General features: G+C 33.9%; 24 protein-coding genes. 13 read left to right on the forward strand and 11 right to left on the reverse strand.

The features are described from left to right. Nucleotides 1-2 precede the first annotated feature (2 nt). The 9 genes from ILT06_RS30515 (at nucleotide 3) to ILT06_RS30555 (ending at nucleotide 10,462) form a co-directional block, all read left to right on the forward strand. A complete protein-coding gene (locus ILT06_RS30515) occupies nucleotides 3-386 on the forward strand; it encodes a hypothetical protein (protein WP_222655866.1) in 384 nt (127 codons plus the stop codon). Between the two features lie 44 nt (nucleotides 387-430). Next, the gene (locus tag ILT06_RS30520) at nucleotides 431-805 is read left to right on the forward strand and encodes a Low copy number virion structural protein (RefSeq protein ID WP_222655867.1); all 375 of its coding nucleotides are present in this window, start codon (nucleotides 431-433) and stop codon (nucleotides 803-805) included. Nucleotides 806-818: 13 nt separating this feature from the next. After that, nucleotides 819-1,196, forward strand: a complete 378-nt coding sequence (locus ILT06_RS30525; RefSeq protein WP_222655868.1) for a Low copy number virion structural protein — start codon at nucleotides 819-821, stop codon at nucleotides 1,194-1,196. Between the two features lie 13 nt (nucleotides 1,197-1,209). After that, entirely contained in the window at nucleotides 1,210-2,568 is a 1,359-nt protein-coding gene (locus ILT06_RS30530; protein WP_222655869.1) for a hypothetical protein, read from the forward strand. Nucleotides 2,569-2,584: 16 nt separating this feature from the next. Beyond that, a complete protein-coding gene (locus tag ILT06_RS30535) occupies nucleotides 2,585-4,321 on the forward strand; it encodes a hypothetical protein (protein WP_222655870.1) in 1,737 nt (578 codons plus the stop codon). Between the two features lie 21 nt (nucleotides 4,322-4,342). Next, nucleotides 4,343-6,757: a hypothetical protein gene (locus ILT06_RS30540; protein ID WP_222655871.1), complete on the forward strand. Its 2,415-nt coding sequence runs from the start codon at nucleotides 4,343-4,345 to the stop codon at nucleotides 6,755-6,757. A gap of 15 nt (nucleotides 6,758-6,772) precedes the next feature. Continuing rightward, a complete protein-coding gene (locus ILT06_RS30545) occupies nucleotides 6,773-8,767 on the forward strand; it encodes a hypothetical protein (RefSeq protein WP_222655872.1) in 1,995 nt (664 codons plus the stop codon). A 61-nt stretch (nucleotides 8,768-8,828) separates the two neighbouring features. Then, nucleotides 8,829-9,326 (forward strand): phage holin family protein, encoded by a 498-nt coding sequence (locus ILT06_RS30550; protein WP_222655904.1) that lies wholly within the window; start codon nucleotides 8,829-8,831, stop codon nucleotides 9,324-9,326. A 77-nt stretch (nucleotides 9,327-9,403) separates the two neighbouring features. Next, a complete protein-coding gene (locus ILT06_RS30555) occupies nucleotides 9,404-10,462 on the forward strand; it encodes an N-acetylmuramoyl-L-alanine amidase (RefSeq protein WP_222655873.1) in 1,059 nt (352 codons plus the stop codon). A 103-nt stretch (nucleotides 10,463-10,565) separates the two neighbouring features. Here ILT06_RS30555 and ILT06_RS30560 read toward each other — a convergent pair whose 3' ends face one another. The 7 genes from ILT06_RS30560 to ILT06_RS30590 all read right to left on the reverse strand — a co-directional run bounded on the left by ILT06_RS30560 (nucleotide 10,566) and on the right by ILT06_RS30590 (nucleotide 15,201). After that, on the reverse strand, nucleotides 10,566-11,174 hold the full coding sequence (locus tag ILT06_RS30560) for a PIN domain-containing protein (RefSeq protein ID WP_222655874.1): 609 nt from the start codon (nucleotides 11,172-11,174) through the stop codon (nucleotides 10,566-10,568). A 36-nt stretch (nucleotides 11,175-11,210) separates the two neighbouring features. After that, a complete protein-coding gene (locus ILT06_RS30565) occupies nucleotides 11,211-11,675 on the reverse strand; it encodes a helix-turn-helix domain-containing protein (protein ID WP_261784586.1) in 465 nt (154 codons plus the stop codon). A 538-nt stretch (nucleotides 11,676-12,213) separates the two neighbouring features. After that, nucleotides 12,214-12,450 carry a hypothetical protein gene (locus tag ILT06_RS30570; protein WP_222655875.1) on the reverse strand — a complete coding sequence of 79 codons (237 nt, stop codon included), beginning with the start codon at nucleotides 12,448-12,450 and terminating at the stop codon, nucleotides 12,214-12,216. 94 nt (nucleotides 12,451-12,544) lie between these two features. Next, nucleotides 12,545-12,784, reverse strand: coding sequence for a hypothetical protein (locus tag ILT06_RS30575; RefSeq protein ID WP_001284788.1), 240 nt, complete (start codon nucleotides 12,782-12,784; stop codon nucleotides 12,545-12,547). Beyond that, nucleotides 12,774-13,784, reverse strand: coding sequence for a ParM/StbA family protein (locus ILT06_RS30580; protein ID WP_222655876.1), 1,011 nt, complete (start codon nucleotides 13,782-13,784; stop codon nucleotides 12,774-12,776). Before ILT06_RS30580 ends, ILT06_RS30575 begins: the two co-directional genes overlap by 11 nt. Nucleotides 13,785-14,018: 234 nt before the next feature. Then, entirely contained in the window at nucleotides 14,019-14,750 is a 732-nt protein-coding gene (locus ILT06_RS30585; protein ID WP_261784587.1) for a hypothetical protein, read from the reverse strand. Nucleotides 14,751-14,769: 19 nt separating this feature from the next. After that, nucleotides 14,770-15,201: a DUF3967 domain-containing protein gene (locus tag ILT06_RS30590; RefSeq protein ID WP_261784588.1), complete on the reverse strand. Its 432-nt coding sequence runs from the start codon at nucleotides 15,199-15,201 to the stop codon at nucleotides 14,770-14,772. Nucleotides 15,202-15,563: 362 nt separating this feature from the next. Between ILT06_RS30590 and ILT06_RS30595 the strand changes: the two genes are divergently transcribed. Beyond that, nucleotides 15,564-16,511, forward strand: coding sequence for a restriction endonuclease (locus tag ILT06_RS30595; protein WP_222655878.1), 948 nt, complete (start codon nucleotides 15,564-15,566; stop codon nucleotides 16,509-16,511). 145 nt (nucleotides 16,512-16,656) lie between these two features. On the opposite strand, the gene ILT06_RS30600 is transcribed toward ILT06_RS30595, so the two are convergent. The 3 genes from ILT06_RS30600 to ILT06_RS30610 all read right to left on the reverse strand — a co-directional run bounded on the left by ILT06_RS30600 (nucleotide 16,657) and on the right by ILT06_RS30610 (nucleotide 19,466). Further along, the gene (locus ILT06_RS30600) at nucleotides 16,657-17,565 is read right to left on the reverse strand and encodes a hypothetical protein (RefSeq protein WP_222655879.1); all 909 of its coding nucleotides are present in this window, start codon (nucleotides 17,563-17,565) and stop codon (nucleotides 16,657-16,659) included. Between the two features lie 400 nt (nucleotides 17,566-17,965). Continuing rightward, nucleotides 17,966-18,487, reverse strand: coding sequence for a hypothetical protein (locus ILT06_RS30605; protein WP_222655880.1), 522 nt, complete (start codon nucleotides 18,485-18,487; stop codon nucleotides 17,966-17,968). A gap of 22 nt (nucleotides 18,488-18,509) precedes the next feature. Beyond that, nucleotides 18,510-19,466 (reverse strand): helix-turn-helix domain-containing protein, encoded by a 957-nt coding sequence (locus ILT06_RS30610; protein WP_222655881.1) that lies wholly within the window; start codon nucleotides 19,464-19,466, stop codon nucleotides 18,510-18,512. 682 nt (nucleotides 19,467-20,148) lie between these two features. Between ILT06_RS30610 and ILT06_RS30615 the strand changes: the two genes are divergently transcribed. The 3 genes from ILT06_RS30615 (at nucleotide 20,149) to ILT06_RS30625 (ending at nucleotide 21,205) form a co-directional block, all read left to right on the forward strand. Then, nucleotides 20,149-20,484 carry a hypothetical protein gene (locus ILT06_RS30615; RefSeq protein WP_222655882.1) on the forward strand — a complete coding sequence of 112 codons (336 nt, stop codon included), beginning with the start codon at nucleotides 20,149-20,151 and terminating at the stop codon, nucleotides 20,482-20,484. 162 nt (nucleotides 20,485-20,646) lie between these two features. Next, nucleotides 20,647-20,913 (forward strand): RNA chaperone Hfq, encoded by a 267-nt coding sequence (locus ILT06_RS30620; RefSeq protein WP_098829389.1) that lies wholly within the window; start codon nucleotides 20,647-20,649, stop codon nucleotides 20,911-20,913. A gap of 130 nt (nucleotides 20,914-21,043) precedes the next feature. After that, nucleotides 21,044-21,205 (forward strand): hypothetical protein, encoded by a 162-nt coding sequence (locus tag ILT06_RS30625; protein ID WP_222655883.1) that lies wholly within the window; start codon nucleotides 21,044-21,046, stop codon nucleotides 21,203-21,205. A gap of 259 nt (nucleotides 21,206-21,464) precedes the next feature. Here the strand turns inward: ILT06_RS30625 and ILT06_RS30630 are convergent, their stop codons facing one another. Beyond that, nucleotides 21,465-21,893, reverse strand: coding sequence for a stress protein (locus ILT06_RS30630; RefSeq protein WP_098538529.1), 429 nt, complete (start codon nucleotides 21,891-21,893; stop codon nucleotides 21,465-21,467). Between the last annotated feature and the right edge of the window lie 51 nt (nucleotides 21,894-21,944).

A 21,944-nucleotide genomic window follows, 5' to 3' on the forward strand; every position in this document is an offset into this window, starting at 1 on the left:
TGATGATAATGCAAAAAAACTTATATGATCCGATTATGTATTTGATGAAAGGATTAATTGATAGAGAATTTTACAGCGGTGGAAAACCAATGCCTGGCGATGACCCCAATAACGTATTTAAAGAAGGTATGACAGAGGGCTATACCCTCATTCGTAATGGCGCTCGCTTATCTGCTGTTGATGGAGATAAATACCTTTATTACGATTTAGTTTTTAACGACGACGGTATGTTAGATAAGGTTATCTTATCCCACAAGATAACAGGAAAGACGATGGAAACACAATTAATATATAACGGAAAGAAACAATTAGAGCGTGTGCAGCCGCGACTTCTTAATAAAGGTAACGGGATGCTATCTGATTTAGCAATTCCCGATGTGTCGTAATGATGCACGGGAATTTTTTAATACATGGAAAAGGGTGAATGCTCTTGTTTGAAACAACCTATTTAGCTGGTGGTCGATTAGATCCACCTTTTCATCCAACAAAAACGGAACCATTTGTACCTGGATTCATTATGGATTCCACATCATATAAAACCGATGAAGTGAAATATATATTACCTGCAGATATGGAGATTTACGCAATTAGTGTTAGTTCCTCCATGTATGAATTAGATGATAAATGGGATTTAATCGTGAATGGACAAACTATTTGCCAGGATATCTATACGAAGCGTATCCCCGAAGGTATGCACTTTATGGTTTATAAAGCAGTCGCAGCAGGAAGTACAATTACATTCCGATTCCATAATCAAGGCATTCTTGATAAAACGGTATGGTTTGAATTTCACTTTTTAAGATAAAGGAGAGTACTTTATGAGCTTTGCTGTTAACTATATGGCTGGTGGGCGATTTGACGCACCTTACTTCCCTACAAAGACAGAGCCATTTATCCAGGGGCGGAGAATTGGTATTTATGATGAAATCCATAAAGATAAGTTTTCAGTACCGTTCGAAACGGAAATGATTTCTTTTTCTGTCGCTGCTTCACATTACAGTGATAAGGACTATTGGAATTTATTCATTAATGGCCAACAAATCTTTAAAGAAGTTTATGTGAAAGATGTGCCGGAGGGATTTAATTTCTCCGTTGTAAAACCTATACCTGCTAACGCTGAAATAAAGTTCGAATACCACAATGCATCAGCAGATAAAAAAACTATATGGCTTAATTACCAACTATTAAGAGATTAGGAGCGTGAAATAGATGGCATACGTTGAAAAAATAGTTACAGAAGCAGATTTTCATAATTCACTCATAAATTTAATGACTGAAAACGGTTGGAAAAAAGTCAAAACTTTTTATAAATACATTCAAAGAGAAAAACAGCAAGGAGACAAAGACAACATTACTAAATTATATCAATTTTGGTGTGCAAAACATGTTATCTTACAAAATTCAGATGGTGGCATGTACGGCATCGTTCAAACTTGGGCTTGGGAGACTAAAACAAAACTAAATATTGATTTCTCTACAGATAAAGGCAAAACAGAATTTCAATCTTATGTAGAAGATAATCCAAGATATAAAGATCGTTCTTGTATGTATCTATACATGATAGAACAAGTTCCAAATTATCAAGACAATAGCGTAATTCCTATGGGCGCTGAAGAAGGTATGGAATTTCAAAATATTATGGATGTTGAATTAGCTGACGTAAAGGTGACTGAAGTTAGAAACGTACGTCCTAGTGATGGGGAAGTTTATTACACATATAACTACGATTATACAGATCTACCTGAATTGATGATGTCCCCTTGGGTAAAATGTTCATTTAGAAACCCTAAACTAACAAAAATAGACGCCGATTCGAATTGGTGGCCTGATTCAATGGTTCGTATTACGGGACAAGTAGATAAATCCCGTGTGGTTCTTCTAATACAAGCTGATAGAACGCCTGCTTTCGATAATAACTCTGTTCCTGTAATTCCTGTTTATATGGGGAAATTAGAAAGCTATGCAGCTGATGATACAATTGCCGATGCTCTTTGGGCAGGAACGGCTTATGACGCAGGCGATGAAGCAAGCGCGCATAAATATGACTTTGAAAGTAAAACTCCATTTAGGGATGTTAAAAAATATATGCCAAGGACAAAATCGTATCCTAAAAGCCCAGGTAACGGTATTGATAACATCATAATCAAGCGATCACGTTTTGGAGCAAGATATCAAGCTCATTATCTAGCATGGAATGTTCCACCTAACATGATGCCACCAGATAGAAAAAGTACGACAGGCGGCCAATATCCCAATGCATGGCAAAATCATGAGAATGATGAATATAAATATCAATTTAATCCTTCTGTTTATAGCAATAAAGTCCATACGTCACGAGCTTATATTGTTCATCCGGAAGAAGGCGTTCGTGGTTATATGCCTTATATCGTTCTACTATCACCTTTAGGCTTATTAAATGGAGATAAATTAAAGGTAAGGCAAAATACTTGTCCAGATACTCATGATATTTATCGTTTCTTTACGGTCGATGCAATTTCACCAATTACAAAATTACCTGCTACTGCTTATCGACCAGCTGGATTAGGAATTTACGAAAAAACAAGATAAAGGCGGATGAATATAAATGTGGTTTGATAAAATAACGTATTTGCAAACATTACCAAATGACTTAGAAAAAATGTTTACCACTAACGGATGGAGTAGAAAACTATTTTTTAGGATTCGTAGTGGAATTAGTAAGTTTATCGATGTTCGTTTATTTGAAGCAGCCGGAAGTGATGGAGAACGTAGAAAACTAGGTGTAGCAACTGCGTACGATACGAATCTATCAGATTTTACCGATAATAGATACATTACAGCGGATTCTCCATTAGGTAAATTAGGTATAGGTGACGGCACAAAGAAAGAATTTCAAATGCCCGTATTTCCAGTCACAGAAAGCTCTCTTATTGTTTATATAAATAGTATCGTAAAAGATAAAAAAGGTTACACAGTGAATGCTCGTACTGGAGAAATTAAGTTTACTGACGCACCAGCGAAGAACGATAAAATTACATACGAATGCCGACTTGCTAGTGATGCTTATGAGCCTTCAAACGATATGATTTTCTTTACTTACAGCCAATACTTTATTGAAAAAGAATTAAAACTATCAGATCAAGCAAGTAATTTAGGGAATGGGAATGGAACAAAAACAGAGTTTCAATATCCGTTCCCTAATTTTGATGAGTCTCGCACCATTTTTTATAAAAATGATACCATTATCTCGCCAGAAGAATACACATTTACCGAAACAAAGATTGTATTTAAAAAAGCACCTGCAAGTACGGATAATATTAAAATGGCTGGCTTCTATACAGTTGAACCTAAAGCAGATGGAACCATAGACACACTAACAGCAACGAAATCTTTTGATACAGAGGATATGTTAGCCATTATGAATGAAGTGTATTCAGTGTTAAATTTCGCCAATCCTTCACCGTATACACCGATTAGTTTCACACCAGAAAAACGGTTTACAAGAGACTGGAAACGAGATTCTGTTGTTTATATGTATGGAAATGCCAATAGAGATCGTATAGCAATGTTTATGCGCGTAGATCCAACACCAGCTCCCGTTCGCGCTTTATTCGTCCCTGTTTATATTGGACGAATGTACACATTTGATAATGCACCACGAAGAAATATGATAATTGCAGCAGGTTGCCGTACAGGTGATCAATTTGTATATTCTGCAAATAAAAAAGTAGGAAATGCAACAATAGATTATGGAGAAAGTACAAGTAATGGTAATGAAACGGTACAATTGGCACAATCTTATACAGGCTCTATGTATCAACATCATTATCTTTCTTTCATTACTCATAATATGGATGTTGATAATGGGCAGGGCCGCTTTAATCCGTCTGTGTATAGTGGTAAATACCATTTATCTCAAGTGTATATTGTTCATCCTAATGATGGGTATGTGGGTAAATTGGATGATGTTTATGCGGTCCATCCAAAAAACATCCAGCAAGCTGATGAATTAGAAATTGAAAAAACAGTTTCTAATGAAGTTTTAGGAAAAGGTAACGGGGCGCGGAAGGTGTTTCACTTAGAACACAAACCTAAAGGTGATACCTTGAAGATATTACGATCTTGTATAGAGGTTCCAAAGGGAGAATATGTGTACAATTCCGATGATAAAACCATTACATTTAATGAACCACCAGTAAATGATGCTGAAATCATAGCTTATTATGAAATGGCACAATTATACCGCTATACATTGCCAACAACACCCGTTTCACCTATGACACAAGCAAAAGCAACGCCTTTCAATCCAATTGGCTTAGCAATCTACAAAGAAGATATTTAAAGATAAGGGGGTAGCAGAAGAATGAGTGAAAAAGTTTATTCTATTGCTTCCCCTTCTATATGTACCAAAGAAAAAAGTCATGTTGTCACAATTGGTTATGGACCTAATAGAAATCAGAGAACCTATTCTTTTTCTATTACTCCGGCAAATACGGAAAACAAGAATGATGTTGAGTATCCAATTTGTATCGCTCCTTATGCAAGACATAAAGCGGTTAGAGAAGATAATGCAGCGGTCACTGCTACGAAAGTACGGGCTAAGGGAATCTTATCTAGTGTAGTTGAGGAAGCACTAAGACAAAATGAAATTGACGCTTCTATTTCTAACACAACTGATTTCGAATTAAATCGAATTATTAATTTGGCTAATTTGGAAACGCAGCAGTCTCAACGTATCGATAGTATTCCAGTGCAACTTATTTCTGCGGATGAATCCATACAACATGAACGAATTTTCGATATAGACCATATCGAAGGGGTAGAGAGCGAAAGACCAAATGAAAGAAACGTAGTTGTACATCATACAGATGAATCACAACTTATAACCAGAGAATACGAAGCAGCTCAAATTATAGAGCAGGATATATTAAAAAATAAATTACGTGAATTCGTAGCTGCTGGTGTGGATGAATTACCAGAATGGGTAAAAGTCGCTCGTGTACTATATGGTGAAGAATTTTATGAAGATATAAGTTCAATTGTAACTAGGGAAATGCATGGAGAATATAACGAGGGCGCTATATCAAATATTGTTTCTCCAGCCATCGCTGCAATAATTAACACAGAAGTTTGTGGTGATACAAAACGAAAAGAAATAGAAACCCGTTTGCCAGATGATTACGCAACATTTGCAACTGAACATGAATTACAGGCTTCTTTAGAAGAATTCGATTTGTTCGAAGGTATGGGGACTCCTGTTTACCTTCCTGACTACGACTTGTTCGCTAGAATTCAAAGGGAATTAGCAACGAATATTGACATACAACATGATTTTGAACGTAAGAAAATAGAAAATGCAGACCTACTTCCAGGTGAAGATTTAACAACTGCAGCAAGAGAACCTGTTATAGATGCTACTCGTATAGATTTTGACTCTTCTATTCGGATGAAGGAACTTTATGCAGATTCTATTATGATAAATGATTCAAATAAGCATGTAGATGTATTTGCTACAGAAAGCAGCGAACCATATACATTTGAAAGAATAAATGATCAGTATGCTGATATCGTACAAATTCATAATTCCGAGCTAATCGTAAAAGAACTTGAAACTATTCATCACGATACACAGGTATCTGTAAAGAAAGAAAGTGTATTTACCGTAGAAGTTACAAATTCACAAGAAAGCGAAATTACTTCGCGTATTTTATCGGTTGAAGATATCGCTGCAAGTACCACTGCACTAAAAATACAAAATACATTTGAAGTAATAGAAAGCAGCAAAGAGGAATTTATACGTTTAACCGAATTAACTGCAAATATTGCACATATAGACGGTGCTGATCGCTTATTAAATGAATCACAAGCGGATGTATTTGAATTAGTTAGTGCGGATAAGGAAGGTTCACCAGTACTTGTAGATGTAGCTGAAAGCATTTTATCCGAATTAAAAACACAAGATATTCTCACTACTATAGAAGACCCTGATTTTATGGCTAATAAAACAATAAAAGAATTACCAGCTTCCATAGAAGAATTTGATTTATTTGAAGGTATGGGGATTCCTGTATACCTTCCTGAATTTGATTTATTCGGCCGTATTCACAAGGAACTAGAAACACGCATTACGTTCTTTGAAGATGCTTCTAAATTATCACAAGTAATGCAAATGCAAATAGATCAAACAGTTGTATCCGAAAAAGTAGAAAAGGAACTTATAACTATAGTAAATGAAGAAGTAGATTCTAACATCGTTCCGGTTACCTTAGATGCTCAATGTATCGATTTAGACGATTCTTATAAACAAAATACACAACAAGCTCTTATTACAGAACAAGAATCCTTTATTGGTATACGTGAATTTGAAGGCGGAGTTATCTCTGACATCACACCAGCGGATAAAGAAGTTATATCAACAGATACAGAAGTAATTGAAACTATAGATGTAGCAAGAGAATCTGAACAATATGCAACCGTTAGTGAATATGAATTATTAGAGCGGCAGGATGTTGTAGAAGCTTTGACTAACGAAGTGGATACATTTGATAAGGAACATGAATTAGAGAGCGTTACAGAGGAATATGAGCGATTTGAACGCATACCAGAACGAGAATCAGTTCTAGAGGATACTGAACAATTCAAACTGGAGAGAGTACTTGATACAGAAAAACCAGATGAATTAATAGTTATCGAAAAAGAGAATGATGATCCGAAGTTATGGCTACGTCACAGCCGCCAATCTTGGTGGACAAATTCAAATTGGAAGAAAACGAGGTAACGGGAAGGTGATAGAATGGCAACCCCCCAATTAGGTAATAGTTTACTGAAACCGGAATCTGGATGGAATCGTAAGTATTTCCAACTCGATAACGTTAACACTTTTTTTCAAGGTGTAAGAAGTACGGATAAATACCCAAGTTCTAGTTGGTCTATAGTAGGTGGAAATGATAATCCTTCTGCAGAAGGCTGTTGGCTTGCATTTTATGGACCCCAAAATACAAATGATGATATATTTTCATTCACATTTACTGGAACAGCTTTTAGAATAATGCAAAAGTATTATTCTGCACATCGTTATAACATAAAAGTAAGAATAAATGGTGGGAATTGGATTAAAGGCTCAGTGATTTATAACAGTGCAGTAATGTTTAGAGTTTGTTTTGAGAAATTAGATTTACCTAGTGGCACTCATAGAGTAGAGGTAACTTATGATGGTTTCACTACTGGTTCAAGTGATAAGGACCTTTATACGGTTTTAACTGCTGTTGATTACGCAGATTTAAGTGCTAAAGTAGGGGACCAATTACTTCAACCAGAACCAGGTTGGAAACGGTTTGATGATACGGATCCATTAATTAGTTATGCCGGTCCATGGTCCGTATCAACTAATACTCCATTAGATAATTATAATAAAACGCTTCATTCTAAAAACACATCTAATAGTACAGCTGGCGAATTCGAATTTACCTTTAAAGGTACGGGCATCAGACTTATAGCTACTTTGTCTTCTACACCCGCTTATAACGTAGATTCAACTATAACAATTGACGGTGTATCTGAAACCTTTAAAGGATATCATCCAACCTACGCCATTCAAGGACTAGCATTCCAAAAATTATATTTGCAAGATGGAGTTCATACCGTTAAAGTTTCCACACCATCCTTTATATTTGATGCTGTTGATATTCAGAATGGCGAATTGATTTCACAAGATGTAATAAAAAAACCAAAAGTATCCTTATACGAAAAAGAAAGTGGGAAAATATTTGTAGATGATTTTGATTCCTTAAATCCAAAATGGCTAATGTCACCATCAACTGCATTTAACAGTGCTATCAAAAAAGGATTCTTACGTATGAATCATTCGGCAGATAAAGACGTTATGCTTTTAATCGATAAGCCGCAAAGTAACTTTGCAATACAAGTTATTGCGGATTATGCTCCTACAAAAGAAGGGGATCAAGGCGGATTACTCATTTATAAAAACGAAGCCAACAATATTGAATTCCTTGAATCGATGAATGTAAGTGATTCCCCGAATCCAAAAGAATGGATGGCCGTATGTAAAGAAAACCAATGGGACTTTTATAATAAAACAGATGTAACGTTTGATTACGTACGTAGTGAGCAGTTAGAAGCTCATAAAATTGGCGTTGTACTGAAAAAAGGAAATGCAGAAGGGTTTACACCATTAGACATAAATAAAATCATTATTACTACAAGTAATCTATTACGCCTGCGCCAATTATATGAAAAGTATAAAGTTGTATTAAAAGATGCTGCAGAAAATGTTATTTCTACAAGTTTTGTAGAAGCAGCAAATACAGGAATAGATATTCCTTTACCTTCTTTAGAATTTGAGGGAATCGTAGAAATATATGATGAAGATGGAACATTAGTAGCAAAAAGACAAACAACATTCTTTGGTGGCGATATGTATTGTATGGGTTCTTCTCTACACATATCGATGAATACAAAAGAATTAGATGAAACGGATCCAACACATTTAGGGTATATGACCGAAACAGAACGACTCGTTAAAATGACGCTAACAAATGATAATGTTGGTACAGTTAGTAATGTAAAAGTAGCAATCCAACAATACATGGAGAAATTCGGTTACACCTGGGCGTATTTATCGTTAGATGGATCTAACTATACCGATGAACTAGCTATTGAAACATTAGATGCAGGAAGCAGTAAAGATTTTTGGGTAAAAATCATAAAAGATGTGAATTACATGGCTTTTGAACCGATTTATTTCAATATCCATCTATCACACGATTAAAACCAAGCGTGCAGCAGCAGGCTTTTTTTATTTTGGCCAAAATTTGAAAGGGGGTGAGAAATTGGAAAGAATTCAAGAACTCATCAAGGCATTGAATATTTCTGATGTAATTACAAGTACTCAATTTAAAGTGGGTGGCATTATAAGCGGAGGACTAGGAACATTAATTAATTTGCTATATGGTAAGGCAAATGTAATTTGGATTGGAATCTACTGCTGGATTATCATGTTGGACTGGATTACTGGTAGTAAAGCTTCAAAGCTAGATGGAACATACAGCAGCCAATACGGAATTGAGGGCATCACGAGAACCGTGGTGCTTTTATCATTACCAGCTCTTGCACATCTGTTTGATATCGCTCTTAAACTACCAGATTTCTTTTTCTTCATGGTAGTGGGCGGATTGAGTTATCACATTTTTAATAGTTTCGCTGCAAACTGTGCACGAATCGGCTGGGAAAAGTGGATTCCTGCATGGTTGCTAGAAAGTGTAGCATCCGAAATCCAAGCGAAAATCCAAAGATCTGATGCAAGAAAAGAAAAACAGTACAAACAATAAAATACACGTCTTACATAAGTAGAGCATTGTCAAAAGACAGTGCTCTTTTTGTTTGGCTAAAAAGGGGAAAATACACAATGAAAAAACCAATTAAACTATTTAGTTCATTATTTATGACTCTATTACTCCTATTTTCGTTCGCTACGGCTTCATTTGCTGATAGAGTATTAATTATCCAAGACTTACCGAAACAAGCATATCGCAACGGTGTAGGCGTGTATGAGGGCGTTGTAGCACATAGTACAGCAACACCAGAAGCACCAGCAATCAACATTCAGCGCTACGAATCTCGTACATGGCGTTCTGCTTTTGTTCATTATGCAGTAGATTGGGATGAAACAATCCAAATTGCCGATACAAAATATATTGCTTATGGCGCTGGTCCAGCTGCAAATAAAAGATTTGTTCACGTAGAACTTTCCGAAACTAGTAATCCAGCTAAATTTAAATCTTCTTACGAACGTTATGTAAAACTATTAGCTAAAATTTTAAAAGATAGAGGAATTCATCCAAGCAAAGGATTATGGACACATAAAGATATTACTTATAAATTAGGTGGCACCGACCACGAAGATCCGCTTGATTATCTACGTAGTCATGGCGTATCAGAATCACAATTCAGAGCAGACGTACAAAAGGCATATGAGGGCGCGACGGTTACAGTTAAACCAAAACCACAAGAACCTATTCAAAACGTTGTAGGAGCAACAGGAGTCGCTTATATCGATGGGTATAATGTAAACCTTAGAAGTGGGCCATCAACAAATTACGGTATTATCCGTCAATTAAGTAAAGAGGAATCCTATCAAGTATGGGGAAAACAAGGTAATTGGTTAAATCTTGGTGGTAATCAATGGATTTATAACAATCCATCCTACATTAAATATCAAGGGGAACAAACTTCTGCTGCAAGTTCTGTAGTAGGTAAACGCGTTGTTTCTAAAGTGGACAACCTTCGTTTCTATGACGCTGCCTCATGGTCTGATGCAGATGTAGTTGGAACTGTAGATGAGGGACTAGGATTTACTATTGATGCTAAAGTATCAGTGAATGGTTCACCACAATACAAAGTACACAACAGTAAAGGAACAACATACTATGTAACTGCAAATGAAGCCTATGTGTATGTGAAGTAAATAAAAAGGGCATGCCTAATTACAGGCATGCCCTTTTTTGTTTAAATAACTATGTACTACGTACATAGTCCAAATATGAGATTGAAAAATCCAAAATTACTAACTAAATAATCTTGTATTTTTCAATCTTGGACTTAAATGCAATGAATCTTGCATCTTTTTGAATACGTTCATACAGTTGTGGATCAATCTCAACATATTGTTCTCGTAGGAGGTCATATAAAACTTTCCCTGTTTGAGGATATAAGAGTGGATACAACATGAAGTCATTAACATTTGCAGTGATGATTTCGCAATCATTTTCATACGCGGTTAATAAAATACGGGCATCCCCTACCCCTGGGTACTTTTTCAGTGTCTTACCACTTGGTAAAGCAATTTCATAATTGTGACTTAAAAAAGCAGAAGCTTGTCTTACCAAATGTTCCGCTTCAGCATCATATAAAAAATCAAGTTTTTCAATTTGCGGTAAGAGAACTTGGTGAATAATTTTTGCTTCATCCGGATGTACAGAATGCGATTGTACTTCTAATTCTCTTACCACTTCATTTGCAGTATAAAGGCCAAGTTCACCTTTATCAACTCTCTCCAACGTCTTCTCCCAAAATCGATTGGCGACTCCTTGATAAGGCGAACCCGGGGTTGCTTGGTATCTAAATGCATTTGTATCTAGTAAAAATTGTGTATATGAGTGCAACGTTTCTTCTTGCATAAATAAGGTTCCCCCTCAATAAATTTATATTTCTCTCTATTTATTTAAAAGTTCTAGCATCGTTTTGGCAAAACCAATGGATTTTTGTTGGTTCTGTTTTCTCGAATTTAAAACTTTTGGTAAATCTGGATGATCTAAGAACTGATCTGTTTTAATTAACCATGCTCCAGTTCCTTCCATCCTTTGTGTAGCATCAATTTTACCATCTGCGCAATATCGTCTAACCATTTGAGTAGATATTCGTAAAATTTTAGCCACATCTTGCGTTGTTAAAAATTCTGGATAATTATTAACTTCTGTTTTTGACATCACCACCTTAACTGCTGCCTTTTCTGTTTCGTTGAGTTCCTTATACAAATTAGATTGCATTTTTGTTATCTCAGTAGCTAATTTTACCATCTTCACATATAACTGTGCGTTTCTAGATGCTAATTGTTCTGGATTATTACCGTCTAATTTGATTCCCTCTAACAAGTCTGTGATTGCTTGTGCCATGTCCATATCACTCCCCCCTTTCATTATAACACAAATTCGAAACTTACGAAACTTATGAAACAAACGAAACTTACGTTTTCAGTATATGCATTTCTGCTGAAATATATTCCTTGTTTTTTATTTTTCGATAAAAAATAAAATATCAACTACCTTTTTTGTTAGTCCGTCCTAACGAAAATAGAGTGATAAATTATATAGAATATGGATAGTTAAAGTTGTACGCTGAAGTTGGGATGCAAACTAACGTGCTATGAACGTCTACATCCCTTTATACATCTGGGTTTAGTGTATTTCCCATTTTGTTAGGTCGGACTAACACTCATATCCTAACAATTATTTAATGTATAAAATCATATCTAAATGGAGTAAAACATTCCAAATCACCATCCTACAAGAATAATATTCACAACAAAAAAAGATGACTAAATTTAGTCATCCTTTCTAGTTTGATTATAGTAAACCATCTCCACAAATTATAAAAAAGTGCCATCACTATCAAGATGATGACACAATATACGCAAAAATGATTATATCACCATTTCATCTAAGACCATATCAATTTAGAAAGAACATAAGTAGCAGCAGGGAGAAAAAACATAATAGATAATGTTCCATAGTACCAAATACGATCAGATTTACAGTCTTCAATACCGAACCACTCATTTAATCTCTGGTACTTTCTCACAAAGAATGAGCGGATTGTTCCGAACAGTTCCTTTTTGCTACGTGTTTGTGGTAGAATAGGCTCACTAGTAGTTAATTTGAATAGGGTATTTGACATTGTTAAATCATCCTTTCAGATTTTCAAAGTGTAGAGAACGCTCTTTCGTGCCGGCAAGCTGGGAAGAGCGTTCTCTTTTTATATTCAATTTTATTTACTCTTTTTCGAAATTACCGCCCCTACCTAACTTGGGGCGTTTTCTTTCAACTTTTTTAGGCTCTACTTTTTCTTCTTTTATTGGAGAAATAATAATAGAACCACTAGTATGCATGTATTGTCTAATAGCAGTACGTACCATTTCAGCTTTTCTATTACGTGGTAAAGATTCTAACCAATCTTTAATATCTTTATCTAATACATCATCATAAGAAAGAGGATATACCTTATTCGCCATCTTCTTCGCCTACCTCAAATTTACCGTATCTGTAGAAGCCCTCCACGTTTGCAGTTTGGCTTTCTTCTAATTTTGTTACTTTACCAATCCATTCTTCCAATAACTCATGGAATGTATTCGCACCACCACCAGAAACTAGTACTTCATCAAAGCGGTCAAATGTTTTCCATGCATTATTTACTCCGTTTACGATAAAATCATAAACTTCTTTAATCGAAGCAGTTTTTTCATCATTAAAATCAATTGGATCCATACGCTTTGAAGCTTGGTAAGCACCTTCTTCAAATACTTTTTCTAATTTATAATCATTAATAGTTGCACTTGTTTCTTTTTTAATTTTAGCTACGATTGGTTCATAAACATCATGCATTCCTTTTGGAACAGAAGTAGATTCTTTTTCACGACGCAGCATAGAGATTACATCTAAATCTGTTGTACCAGTTCCGATATCAATAATACCTACTGTCATATCTTCATAAGAATCATCTGCTACAAATCCATCTTCATCTAAATAACGGCTCATAACTGTTCCTACTGGTTGAGCAAGAACAATAACATCTACAACATTTAACGTTACTTTTTTTCCATTTACCTCAAGCTCATGAGTTCCTTGATAAACTTCTTTAATTTCATCAACGGCTTTTGTTCCAATTTCTTGGCTTGGAACACCTGTTACAACTAAGATTTCATCGTAACTTTTTACATTTGTTTTAGCAGCCATTTCAGCTAATGCAATTTTTGATAGTGTTTTATACTGATTAGTTTTATAACGATTTTGTTGAGCGTATGTGTTTAAAGTATTGTTCACTTTAATTATGTCATCGCCCCAAACATATTCTGTACCTTCAAGTTTATATGTTTTAAGCTTCATCTTCCCACCAGACAACGCTTCTCCTACATTAGAAGAAAATGAATAGATTGCTGGAAGTGTCTTTTTAAACACATCTGTACGCATTTTTACAGCGCCATTCCCGTGATCAATTGCAAATACTTTAGTCATTTTATCGACTCCTTTAAATTATTAATACTTATATATCAGTTATGTAACGCTTATATAATGTTAACTTTATTTTATACCAAACAGAGTGATTTTTCAACGTTTTATTAACTATTATATAATGGTTATATAATAGTTAATAAAATTTTGTATATAAAAAGAGATTCCGTATTAGAATCTCTTAAAGATATAATTAGTACAATAATGTAAATCATTTCATTAAATCCTTAATTACTTTTATTTCAATACCATTCTATCCGGCAACTCTCCCCAAAAATCAATCAAAGCATTTGCATACGTTTTGAAATCTTGATTACTTATATTAATAACCACATCGTTTAAAGTTGTTTGATACAAATCTAATAGATTAGTTGATACATGTGAGGAATCAAAAATATCTGGTCGGATTTTCAATAAATCTTCGGCGGATCCGCCTGGACCATGCTTTATTACATTAGCTAGTATTCTTAGCTCGTCTACTTTGTCCCAACAGGATAAAGTCGTAACATCAACATTAAATCCAAGAAAGAACTCCTTTATTCTACCAATTTTTGTACAAAAATCTTTATATTCTATTTCTTGCTGTTTTTTATTAAAAGCTTTATAACCGCTGCGAGTCATTTCCTTATATAAAAATTTCCTAACTTGTTGTTCCCAAAATTGATACATTGTAGAAATCCACATTAACTTTGTGTTGTATCTCATTAACGAAACATTTTCATAATAGTCTATTCCAAATTGCCACGCATCATCTGCAAAATCACTGGGATCACAATCCTCATAACCAACATTCATCATCATTTTGTTATAGGTATCTTTAGCAACTTCTTCAGCTTCCTGGTCTATGTTGTCAAAAACCGGAGATATTCTATCTGTATAAGTTTGAAAATATAATTCATATGGTTGTTGTAAATTTTTTCTGAAATGATCATCTAATACCATAGTGCAAAGCATTTCAATTCCCTCCATTTATACTTTATTTAAAATCTTACCAGAATTTCCACCAAGGCTTCTTCGTCGCTGCTGCTGTTTCCAACAGTACACGCTTTTCTTCTTGTATCTCACGTATAGCGCCCATAAGCTGCTGATCTCGTCTTTCTAATCTCTCATCAATGTAACGTTGTTGCTCATCCATTTTCATAGCCATTTGCTTTAGCATTTCATTCTGCTGCAGAATCATTTCTTTTAACTCGTTATATCGCTCGTCATGTTGCTCAGTTTCCGTTATAACATCCGTATCAACCTCTGACATATCTTTTTCTTTAACCCAGGTCATGATTGCGTTACAAGCCTGTTTTAACGTCATATCAGGGTGTGATTTAATTTCAATCAACTTCCTTAGCGTTATAACATCGTTATCCATAAAACCGCGGTGTCCATGCTCATTCTTATGGAAGTGGTATCCGTTTTCCTCGAGCATGATACAGTACTTCCTCAAAGTGGACTCCTGGATTTTGAGCATCGTCGCTACGTCTTTGCTGACATATATAGATTGAAAGCTGTCTGTTTTATCTGTCATAGCATCATCACCTCGTGTTATAACATTCGTTATGGTAGAGGGGAAACCCTTGTCTTCGTCAGAAAACAACAAGAATCCCTTAATGATATGTTTTGATTTAAATATATTTATACGGTGCGTGAAATTTTAGATATCTGTAAATGCTCATGAGAGGATGCTAAATTCTGTATTCTATTAAAATCATATAAAGTTAAATGCTCTATAATAAAATGGTAATATATAGAATAGACAACCTATTAAATATAAGAAAAGAGGGAAAATACATGCTGGATTTTAAGGAACTATCTAAAGATGGGACTGATTTAGAACGCCTGGCAAGGGAGATTTTTGTTCGTGAAGGATATGAAACTCATTGGACTGGAAAAGGCACTGATGGCGGCAGAGACTTGCTAGTAAAAGAGAAAGTTAAAGGACCTTTAAGTACATTTGAAAGATTATGGTTAGTTCAATGCAAACATAAAGCTCATTCAGGAGAATCAGTTGGAAAAGCTGAAGCTAATTCCTTAATCACTGATTGTAAAAGAGTAGGAGCGACTGGTTATTTAATGATTTGCACAACAGCTCTTACATCTGGATTAATTCAAGCGTATACAGAATTAAAAGAACAAGAAAATCTAGTTATAAATTATTGGGATGAAGTCCGTTTAGAGGATAAACTTTTAAAACCCTGCAACTTTTCGTTGATTGATCAATTCTTCCCAAAGAGTTCTAATGATGTCGGTTTGAAAATTTATAATACAAATTCCCCATCTTTTTGGGCAGCAAATTACAAAGGAGCATTCTTCTATCTTTCATCTCGATTAGCAATGCATTTTCCGACAACTGCTTATATTGACCCTGTTTACGAACGTATAGAATCCGCAAAAAAAGAACATAAACTTGAAAGAATGAAGATGGATCTACAACTCAGATGTATTTATTTTGATGATAAACATTGGACGTATACAGTATTTGTTGACATCATATTAGATGAAAATATACTTTCTGATAATCCATCAGAAACAAGAGATTTAATAAATGAACTCGAACGATCATTTGAGGAGAATATATTCGAAGGGTATATTAGTGATGGCGAGGGATACTTATCTGTGGATTGGGATGTAAAGGTACATCAAGAAAGAACAGTTAGCGATAGATATACACCTCATGCTAAGAAATTTTATACACCTTACATGGAGAATTTCAAAACAGGACTTAGCAGACGATATTAATATTACCGCTATAAACTGCTAATCTTTTACATTATAGCTACTTATGAAGTCATTTGTTTTTATGACTTCATAAGTAAAGTTGTTGAACAAAAATTAATGAATACAGCCCCTCCAGTAATAATTTTTGGAGGGACGAATCAAGCTGTTATTCTTCATCCTTAAAAATAACAACTTGATTTTTGTGATACAATGACGCACGAATGTTGAAGTATTTATTATCTTTATAATTACCTTCACTTGTTGTACATAAAGCACATACTACAATATGTTGACCTGGTTTAAAAGCCTTAGAAGGAATATCACCTTCATTAGCAAAAATAGAGACTGCAGGAATGTGTTCTACATCTTTACTCCTTTTACCAAACTGGAGATTTACAGCATAGCGGCCTTCTTGTTTTAAAGGTTTAATGTCTCTTACAGTTCCTTCAATGCAGATAGGATGTCTTTTTTGTTCTGGTTTTGTTAAGTAAGTATAGGCATCCATATATCGTCCTGAATCATAATAAAAATCAGACCATTTGACTTTCTTTCCATACATTTCAATTTGTACAATAGATTCCAAGTCGTTGGAATTATCTTCTTCTACAGCTTTTCTCAATTCAAGAATCTTTTTCATTGTTGCTAGGTAAGAACTTAACTTCCCGTTAGGTGCATATTTACGATCTTTTCTTGGTGCTGTAGTTCCATTACTGTTTGTAGAATTCGTATTTTGTCCACCTAACTCTTTTAATGGCTCATGGATCATCGTTAATCTAAACGTAAATTTATTTTTCTTTACACTCTCTAAAATTTTATCATCAGAATCCTTAGCAATTGTAGTAACTTGCCCAACCGTATTATATTTACATCCTTCCTTATGATCTATCCCCGGTTTTCTCGTAAAGTGAGTTGGAATCCAGGTTTCGGCTCTAAAATGTCCGTTTTTATGAATGACCTCTTTCCTACAGATATGGCACTCTAGTCCTTTTTTTAATTCCGGATTTTCTTCTACATATTTGGCCGTTACGTCGCTATTTCTTTTAGTTGAGTATGCATCTTTCATTTTGACCGCCATGATTATCCTCCTTATAAGTAACATATTAAGATTAATTGATATTAATCTATAAAATAATGATAACCCTCGGGATTTAATTGCTCAAATATATATGTGGGAAAATACCGTTAATAATCTTACTTTGCGCTAACTTAATATATTATATATCCAACCTATGAATATAAAAACTGCAACTGGAGCGAATAATTTTCGAAAAAACTCATTATCAAAATACCGAGCTATAATTATTCCCAGTATTGCTATAGCTAGTATTGGAGGACCAAATAACATCGCTAGAAACCCTACTATATTATTCATGCTTTGACTAAAAATTTCTGTACTAGATGACATGTGTTAATTCCCTTCTGTATGTTCAGTTGGTTTGAATTTTTCTAATTTCTAATCTGCCTTAAAATCTTCTTTATTTACTTTCCTGTTTCCACTTATCTGAGATGAAATCTAACACTTCTTCTTTAGACATGTCACCATCAGTATAGAAATAAACAATATCTCCTGCGTTTTCCCCGATTAATTGATTAATAAATTTCTCCAAGGAATCCATCGCTTCTGGAATATCAAATTCCACCCCCAAGTTAGCAAAAGTTATATAGGTTTCTTGTCTTTCTTTCTCTATATCCAATAAAACAGAAATAACTTTTAATGTTTCATCTGGTGATATAATCCAAGAAAGATCGGGTTTGATTTTTAAAAGACGGTTTGTAAATTCTTCTTTATTTTCAGTTCCGAATCGAAAATGTTGTATATTTTCAAAATAAACATCTTTAAACACATTTTCAAGTAAAACGTTTGTTGCATCTTCAAAATCTAGCATAGAAAATATTTCGAATACAGAATCCAATCCTGCTTCTTCAAGTGGATTTAGTGCTTTAAAGATTATTTTTTCTAATTCGACTAAGGATACTACTACATCTACTTTTCTCATAAATATTCCTCCTATAATTGTTTTATTGATCTAACCAGTTAAAGAATAAAACATTTCCTTTAAATTCATCTTTATTTTTACGTATAAATGCCTTTGCTGTTTCTACAGTGTTTTCTCTTTCGATAACCATAGCAAGACGACCAGCGTAAAAAATAGTAGGTTTCTGAACCGGATTTGATGTTTGACTACGTTCTTCAACTGTTTTTAGAAATTCATCAATAGACTTGTCTACTTGTTTCATAGTACCAATACGTACATTTTTCTCTTGTAATGTTTTTAATACATCCAAAAATTGTTGTTTATTCTTAAATATCTTTCTGTCTCTTAGTCTTTCAATAACAGATTTATAGAATAGATTAGACATTTGATTAATGTATTCTTCTTCCTCTTCGTTTTCTAAATTTAATTCCTCTACTATATTAAGTAAATTATCTATATTAGAAGAAGAGGAATTAATTATTTGTTCTTTTTTATTATCTTGTTTTTTTATTAATTTATCTTTTTTATCTTTTTTCTTATTAGTACCCGATTTTTCCGTACTCGGTTTTTCCGAGCTCGGTTTTTCCGTACCCGGATTTTTAGGGGATGGTTTTGATTTTTCATCCGTACCCGATTTTTTAGGGGATGGTTCTTCTGTACTTTCTTTTGGTATTACAACAGATTCGATGTAATAAAGGTTTCTTGAGAATTGCCCTTTTTCATTTTTTTGCTTTTCTATATTGATGTAACCTTTAGTGATTAGTTGTTTACGATATTTATAATAAGTATCTTCGCTCATTCCTAAATCTGTACATTGAATATCTACACTTGGAAATGCTGTACGTTCTTCATTTGTATTGCCCCAAGCGTAACTACATAAGTAAGCATATATTAATTTTGCATTCTTATGTAATGAACGATCTCTCATGACATGCTGTGCTAATAAACCAAATCCTTTTTCGTAAACTGTTCCTCTCATTTGTATAACTGAATCTAACATAAAAAATCCTCCAATTTTTTTACCCCGACCAAAAAATGGGTGCAAGAAATTAGAGGATTGTAGTTCACATTTTTAAAAGTATATGCTATCATAGACGTAGCGATACACACTTAAATATGTTAATACAAACCTCGTGTTCTAATTTTCATCGGTTACTGTAGGCGACCAAACCACTGAACCTTTGAAAATTCTGTCGGGGTTTTTTGTTTTTTTATTTATATGAAATATTTAAAGTTTTAAATTTACATTTGCAATTTATGTATCTACTTCTTTATGATAGCAGAGATTTGCTGAAAAAAGAAGAGTAAAAGAAAAGACCGTCGTTTGATGGTCTTTTTTGTTATACATAGATTTAAAAAATAATATGGTTGTCAAAAAATAACAAGATTTTTTAATTAGTATTTATGACTTGTGTGATAAGCTATATGTAACTGTATATGAGGTTCAGCCCAGATACGTGTAATTTGGGGCCATAGTCTGTATTTTATTTCTAGTATCGATTTACTAAGTGTTTTAAGTATAGTATCGTCTGCAGTGTGCACAAAATCTTGTATAAAAGGTAAAATCGCAGGGAATCCAAATTTAAAATTCTGAATAAATAGAAAAAAAGTGTATATTTAAAAGTTCGTTTGTATTATAATGGTAATTGTAACTAAATCTACTATAGGAGGTATAATATACCATGATTAAAAAAATTACTGCAGGTGTTGCAACATTAGCATTATCATTTGGGATTATTAGTACTGCTAGTGCAGCAGAATTTACTCAGTCTTCTTCACCAATTCAAGAGTCCATTCAGGTGAATGCTTCTAATATTAGTACCCTTTCTGCTGCCAGATATTATGCTACAAAAATAAATTATATCGAAAAAGGTAAAAGTATTCCTGATAGTTATTTTATGACTGCAGAATCTAATGGAACTAAATATGGTGGATCAATACCTATACAAAAATTCGAAGATTCTGGCAGCTTTTGGAAAGTTACATATGCTGGTTATCTAGACAGATTCTTTGAGTAATTATTTAAAAAGAGTTTGGATTAATTTCCAAACTCTTTTATATTCCAACCATTTAACTCGTAGTTTTCGTTGTTAAGAAGATTATTTCTAAAAACAAAAGGTAGAAGACCGTCGTTTGATGGTCTTTTTTGTTATACTAAAACAAAAAGGGGGATGTAATATATGCATGTTTTTTTTGATAATATCTTAATGTATTTAGAACACTATAATATTCCTTGTACATTTGTATTGAGTAATGGAAAATCATTAAAGGGAAAAATAGTGGGTAGAGAACAATATATGATTTACGTTGAAACAGATGAGAAACAACATTTTTTATTTAAATCTAATATTATGGATATCATTCCAAATGAGAAGTTGGATCTACTAAAAGTAAAAGAATCTGTGAAAAATCATATAGCAAAGAAAAAAGAGTCTGTGGTGAAGTAATACATAGAAAAAATAACAAGATTTTTTAGTGGTAGTTATACCTAATATGATAAACTAGATTTAACTGTATATTGTGAGGGCGGGAGGTTGCTATCCTTTCTCTGATTTTAGAGAGGAAGGAGGTGACCGAATGGATTCTTTATTTAATTTATTGTATGACGCTGCTAAGGTATTCCTTACAGTATTTGCAACAGCTTATGCGAATGAGCTGGCAAAGAAGATTAACAGTAAACGAAATAAAAATACCGCCCCGAATGCCTGCAAGCGTAAGGGCGGTACTAAAAGAAAATAATTAAATTTTAGCAACCAGCCACCTTGCGGTAGCAGTTACTGGAAGAGATGTTAGCGCATCTCTTCTTTTATTTTATGCAATTCAGTTAGAAGTCATACTCTAGTCATATCATAACAAATAATCAGAAAAAAGAAAAGACACTCAAATGAGTGCCGTTCTTCGACTTGATAACCACTTCAATTTTAATAATATACATACGAACTTTCGTCCAATAATAATTTTATCACATTTCCTGAAAATTGAAAGCGCATTCTTTAACTTACTTAATTACTTTATCCATAACTTCTTTATATTTGTTAAATTGGGCATCTTCCATATCACCGTTCATTTGAATTAGGAAATTACCTTTTGCGTAAGTATGAGAGAATAACATTTGATTGCCGTTACCTAAATCGTCATAGTACTTCTTAGCTTTTTCAAGATCTTCTTTGTTTTTAAACTCAAATACTCTACCACCACTGTCTTCACCCAATGCTGGTACAAGAATGCGTTTTGCTTCTTTTCTAGTATTTCCAAATTCTTTTTCGGGTAGATCACTAGGATTTTCAGCTTCTAATCCTGCAGCTGTAAATTCTTCAATTACCTTGCCAACTGTAACATTACTTGTCATTGATTTAACGCTGTCACAAGCAGTTAAACCGAATAATAATAGAGCGCCCATAAGTAATACTGCTAATCTTTTAAACATATTTGTTCATTCCTCCTAATGTAAATAAATCCTTAGACATAATAACAAATT

The sequence above is a fragment of the Bacillus sp. 17RED48 genome (genome assembly GCF_019837545.1).
GTDB classification, from domain to species: Bacteria; Bacillota; Bacilli; order Bacillales; family Bacillaceae_G; genus Bacillus_A; species Bacillus_A wiedmannii.

What these genes read in the sequence shown, in the direction of transcription:
- ILT06_RS30565 (WP_261784586.1), bottom strand. Translation starts at nt 11,675, where the DNA reads ATGGACATGGCACAAGCAATCACAGACTTGTTAGAGGGAATCAAATTA.
- ILT06_RS30515 (WP_222655866.1), top strand. Translation starts at nt 3, where the DNA reads ATGATAATGCAAAAAAACTTATATGATCCGATTATGTATTTGATGAAA.
- ILT06_RS30525 (WP_222655868.1), top strand. Translation starts at nt 819, where the DNA reads ATGAGCTTTGCTGTTAACTATATGGCTGGTGGGCGATTTGACGCACCT.
- ILT06_RS30555 (WP_222655873.1), top strand. Translation starts at nt 9,404, where the DNA reads ATGAAAAAACCAATTAAACTATTTAGTTCATTATTTATGACTCTATTA.
- ILT06_RS30575 (WP_001284788.1), bottom strand. Translation starts at nt 12,784, where the DNA reads ATGGCGAATAAGGTATATCCTCTTTCTTATGATGATGTATTAGATAAA.
- ILT06_RS30620 (WP_098829389.1), top strand. Translation starts at nt 20,647, where the DNA reads ATGCATGTTTTTTTTGATAATATCTTAATGTATTTAGAACACTATAAT.
- ILT06_RS30630 (WP_098538529.1), bottom strand. Translation starts at nt 21,893, where the DNA reads ATGTTTAAAAGATTAGCAGTATTACTTATGGGCGCTCTATTATTATTC.
- ILT06_RS30540 (WP_222655871.1), top strand. Translation starts at nt 4,343, where the DNA reads ATGAGTGAAAAAGTTTATTCTATTGCTTCCCCTTCTATATGTACCAAA.
- ILT06_RS30535 (WP_222655870.1), top strand. Translation starts at nt 2,585, where the DNA reads ATGTGGTTTGATAAAATAACGTATTTGCAAACATTACCAAATGACTTA.
- ILT06_RS30595 (WP_222655878.1), top strand. Translation starts at nt 15,564, where the DNA reads ATGCTGGATTTTAAGGAACTATCTAAAGATGGGACTGATTTAGAACGC.
- ILT06_RS30625 (WP_222655883.1), top strand. Translation starts at nt 21,044, where the DNA reads ATGGATTCTTTATTTAATTTATTGTATGACGCTGCTAAGGTATTCCTT.
- ILT06_RS30580 (WP_222655876.1), bottom strand. Translation starts at nt 13,784, where the DNA reads ATGACTAAAGTATTTGCAATTGATCACGGGAATGGCGCTGTAAAAATG.
- ILT06_RS30605 (WP_222655880.1), bottom strand. Translation starts at nt 18,487, where the DNA reads ATGAGAAAAGTAGATGTAGTAGTATCCTTAGTCGAATTAGAAAAAATA.
- ILT06_RS30560 (WP_222655874.1), bottom strand. Translation starts at nt 11,174, where the DNA reads ATGCAAGAAGAAACGTTGCACTCATATACACAATTTTTACTAGATACA.
- ILT06_RS30530 (WP_222655869.1), top strand. Translation starts at nt 1,210, where the DNA reads ATGGCATACGTTGAAAAAATAGTTACAGAAGCAGATTTTCATAATTCA.
- ILT06_RS30600 (WP_222655879.1), bottom strand. Translation starts at nt 17,565, where the DNA reads ATGGCGGTCAAAATGAAAGATGCATACTCAACTAAAAGAAATAGCGAC.
- ILT06_RS30610 (WP_222655881.1), bottom strand. Translation starts at nt 19,466, where the DNA reads ATGTTAGATTCAGTTATACAAATGAGAGGAACAGTTTACGAAAAAGGA.
- ILT06_RS30615 (WP_222655882.1), top strand. Translation starts at nt 20,149, where the DNA reads ATGATTAAAAAAATTACTGCAGGTGTTGCAACATTAGCATTATCATTT.
- ILT06_RS30585 (WP_261784587.1), bottom strand. Translation starts at nt 14,750, where the DNA reads ATGGAGGGAATTGAAATGCTTTGCACTATGGTATTAGATGATCATTTC.
- ILT06_RS30570 (WP_222655875.1), bottom strand. Translation starts at nt 12,450, where the DNA reads ATGTCAAATACCCTATTCAAATTAACTACTAGTGAGCCTATTCTACCA.
- ILT06_RS30590 (WP_261784588.1), bottom strand. Translation starts at nt 15,201, where the DNA reads ATGCTCGAGGAAAACGGATACCACTTCCATAAGAATGAGCATGGACAC.
- ILT06_RS30545 (WP_222655872.1), top strand. Translation starts at nt 6,773, where the DNA reads ATGGCAACCCCCCAATTAGGTAATAGTTTACTGAAACCGGAATCTGGA.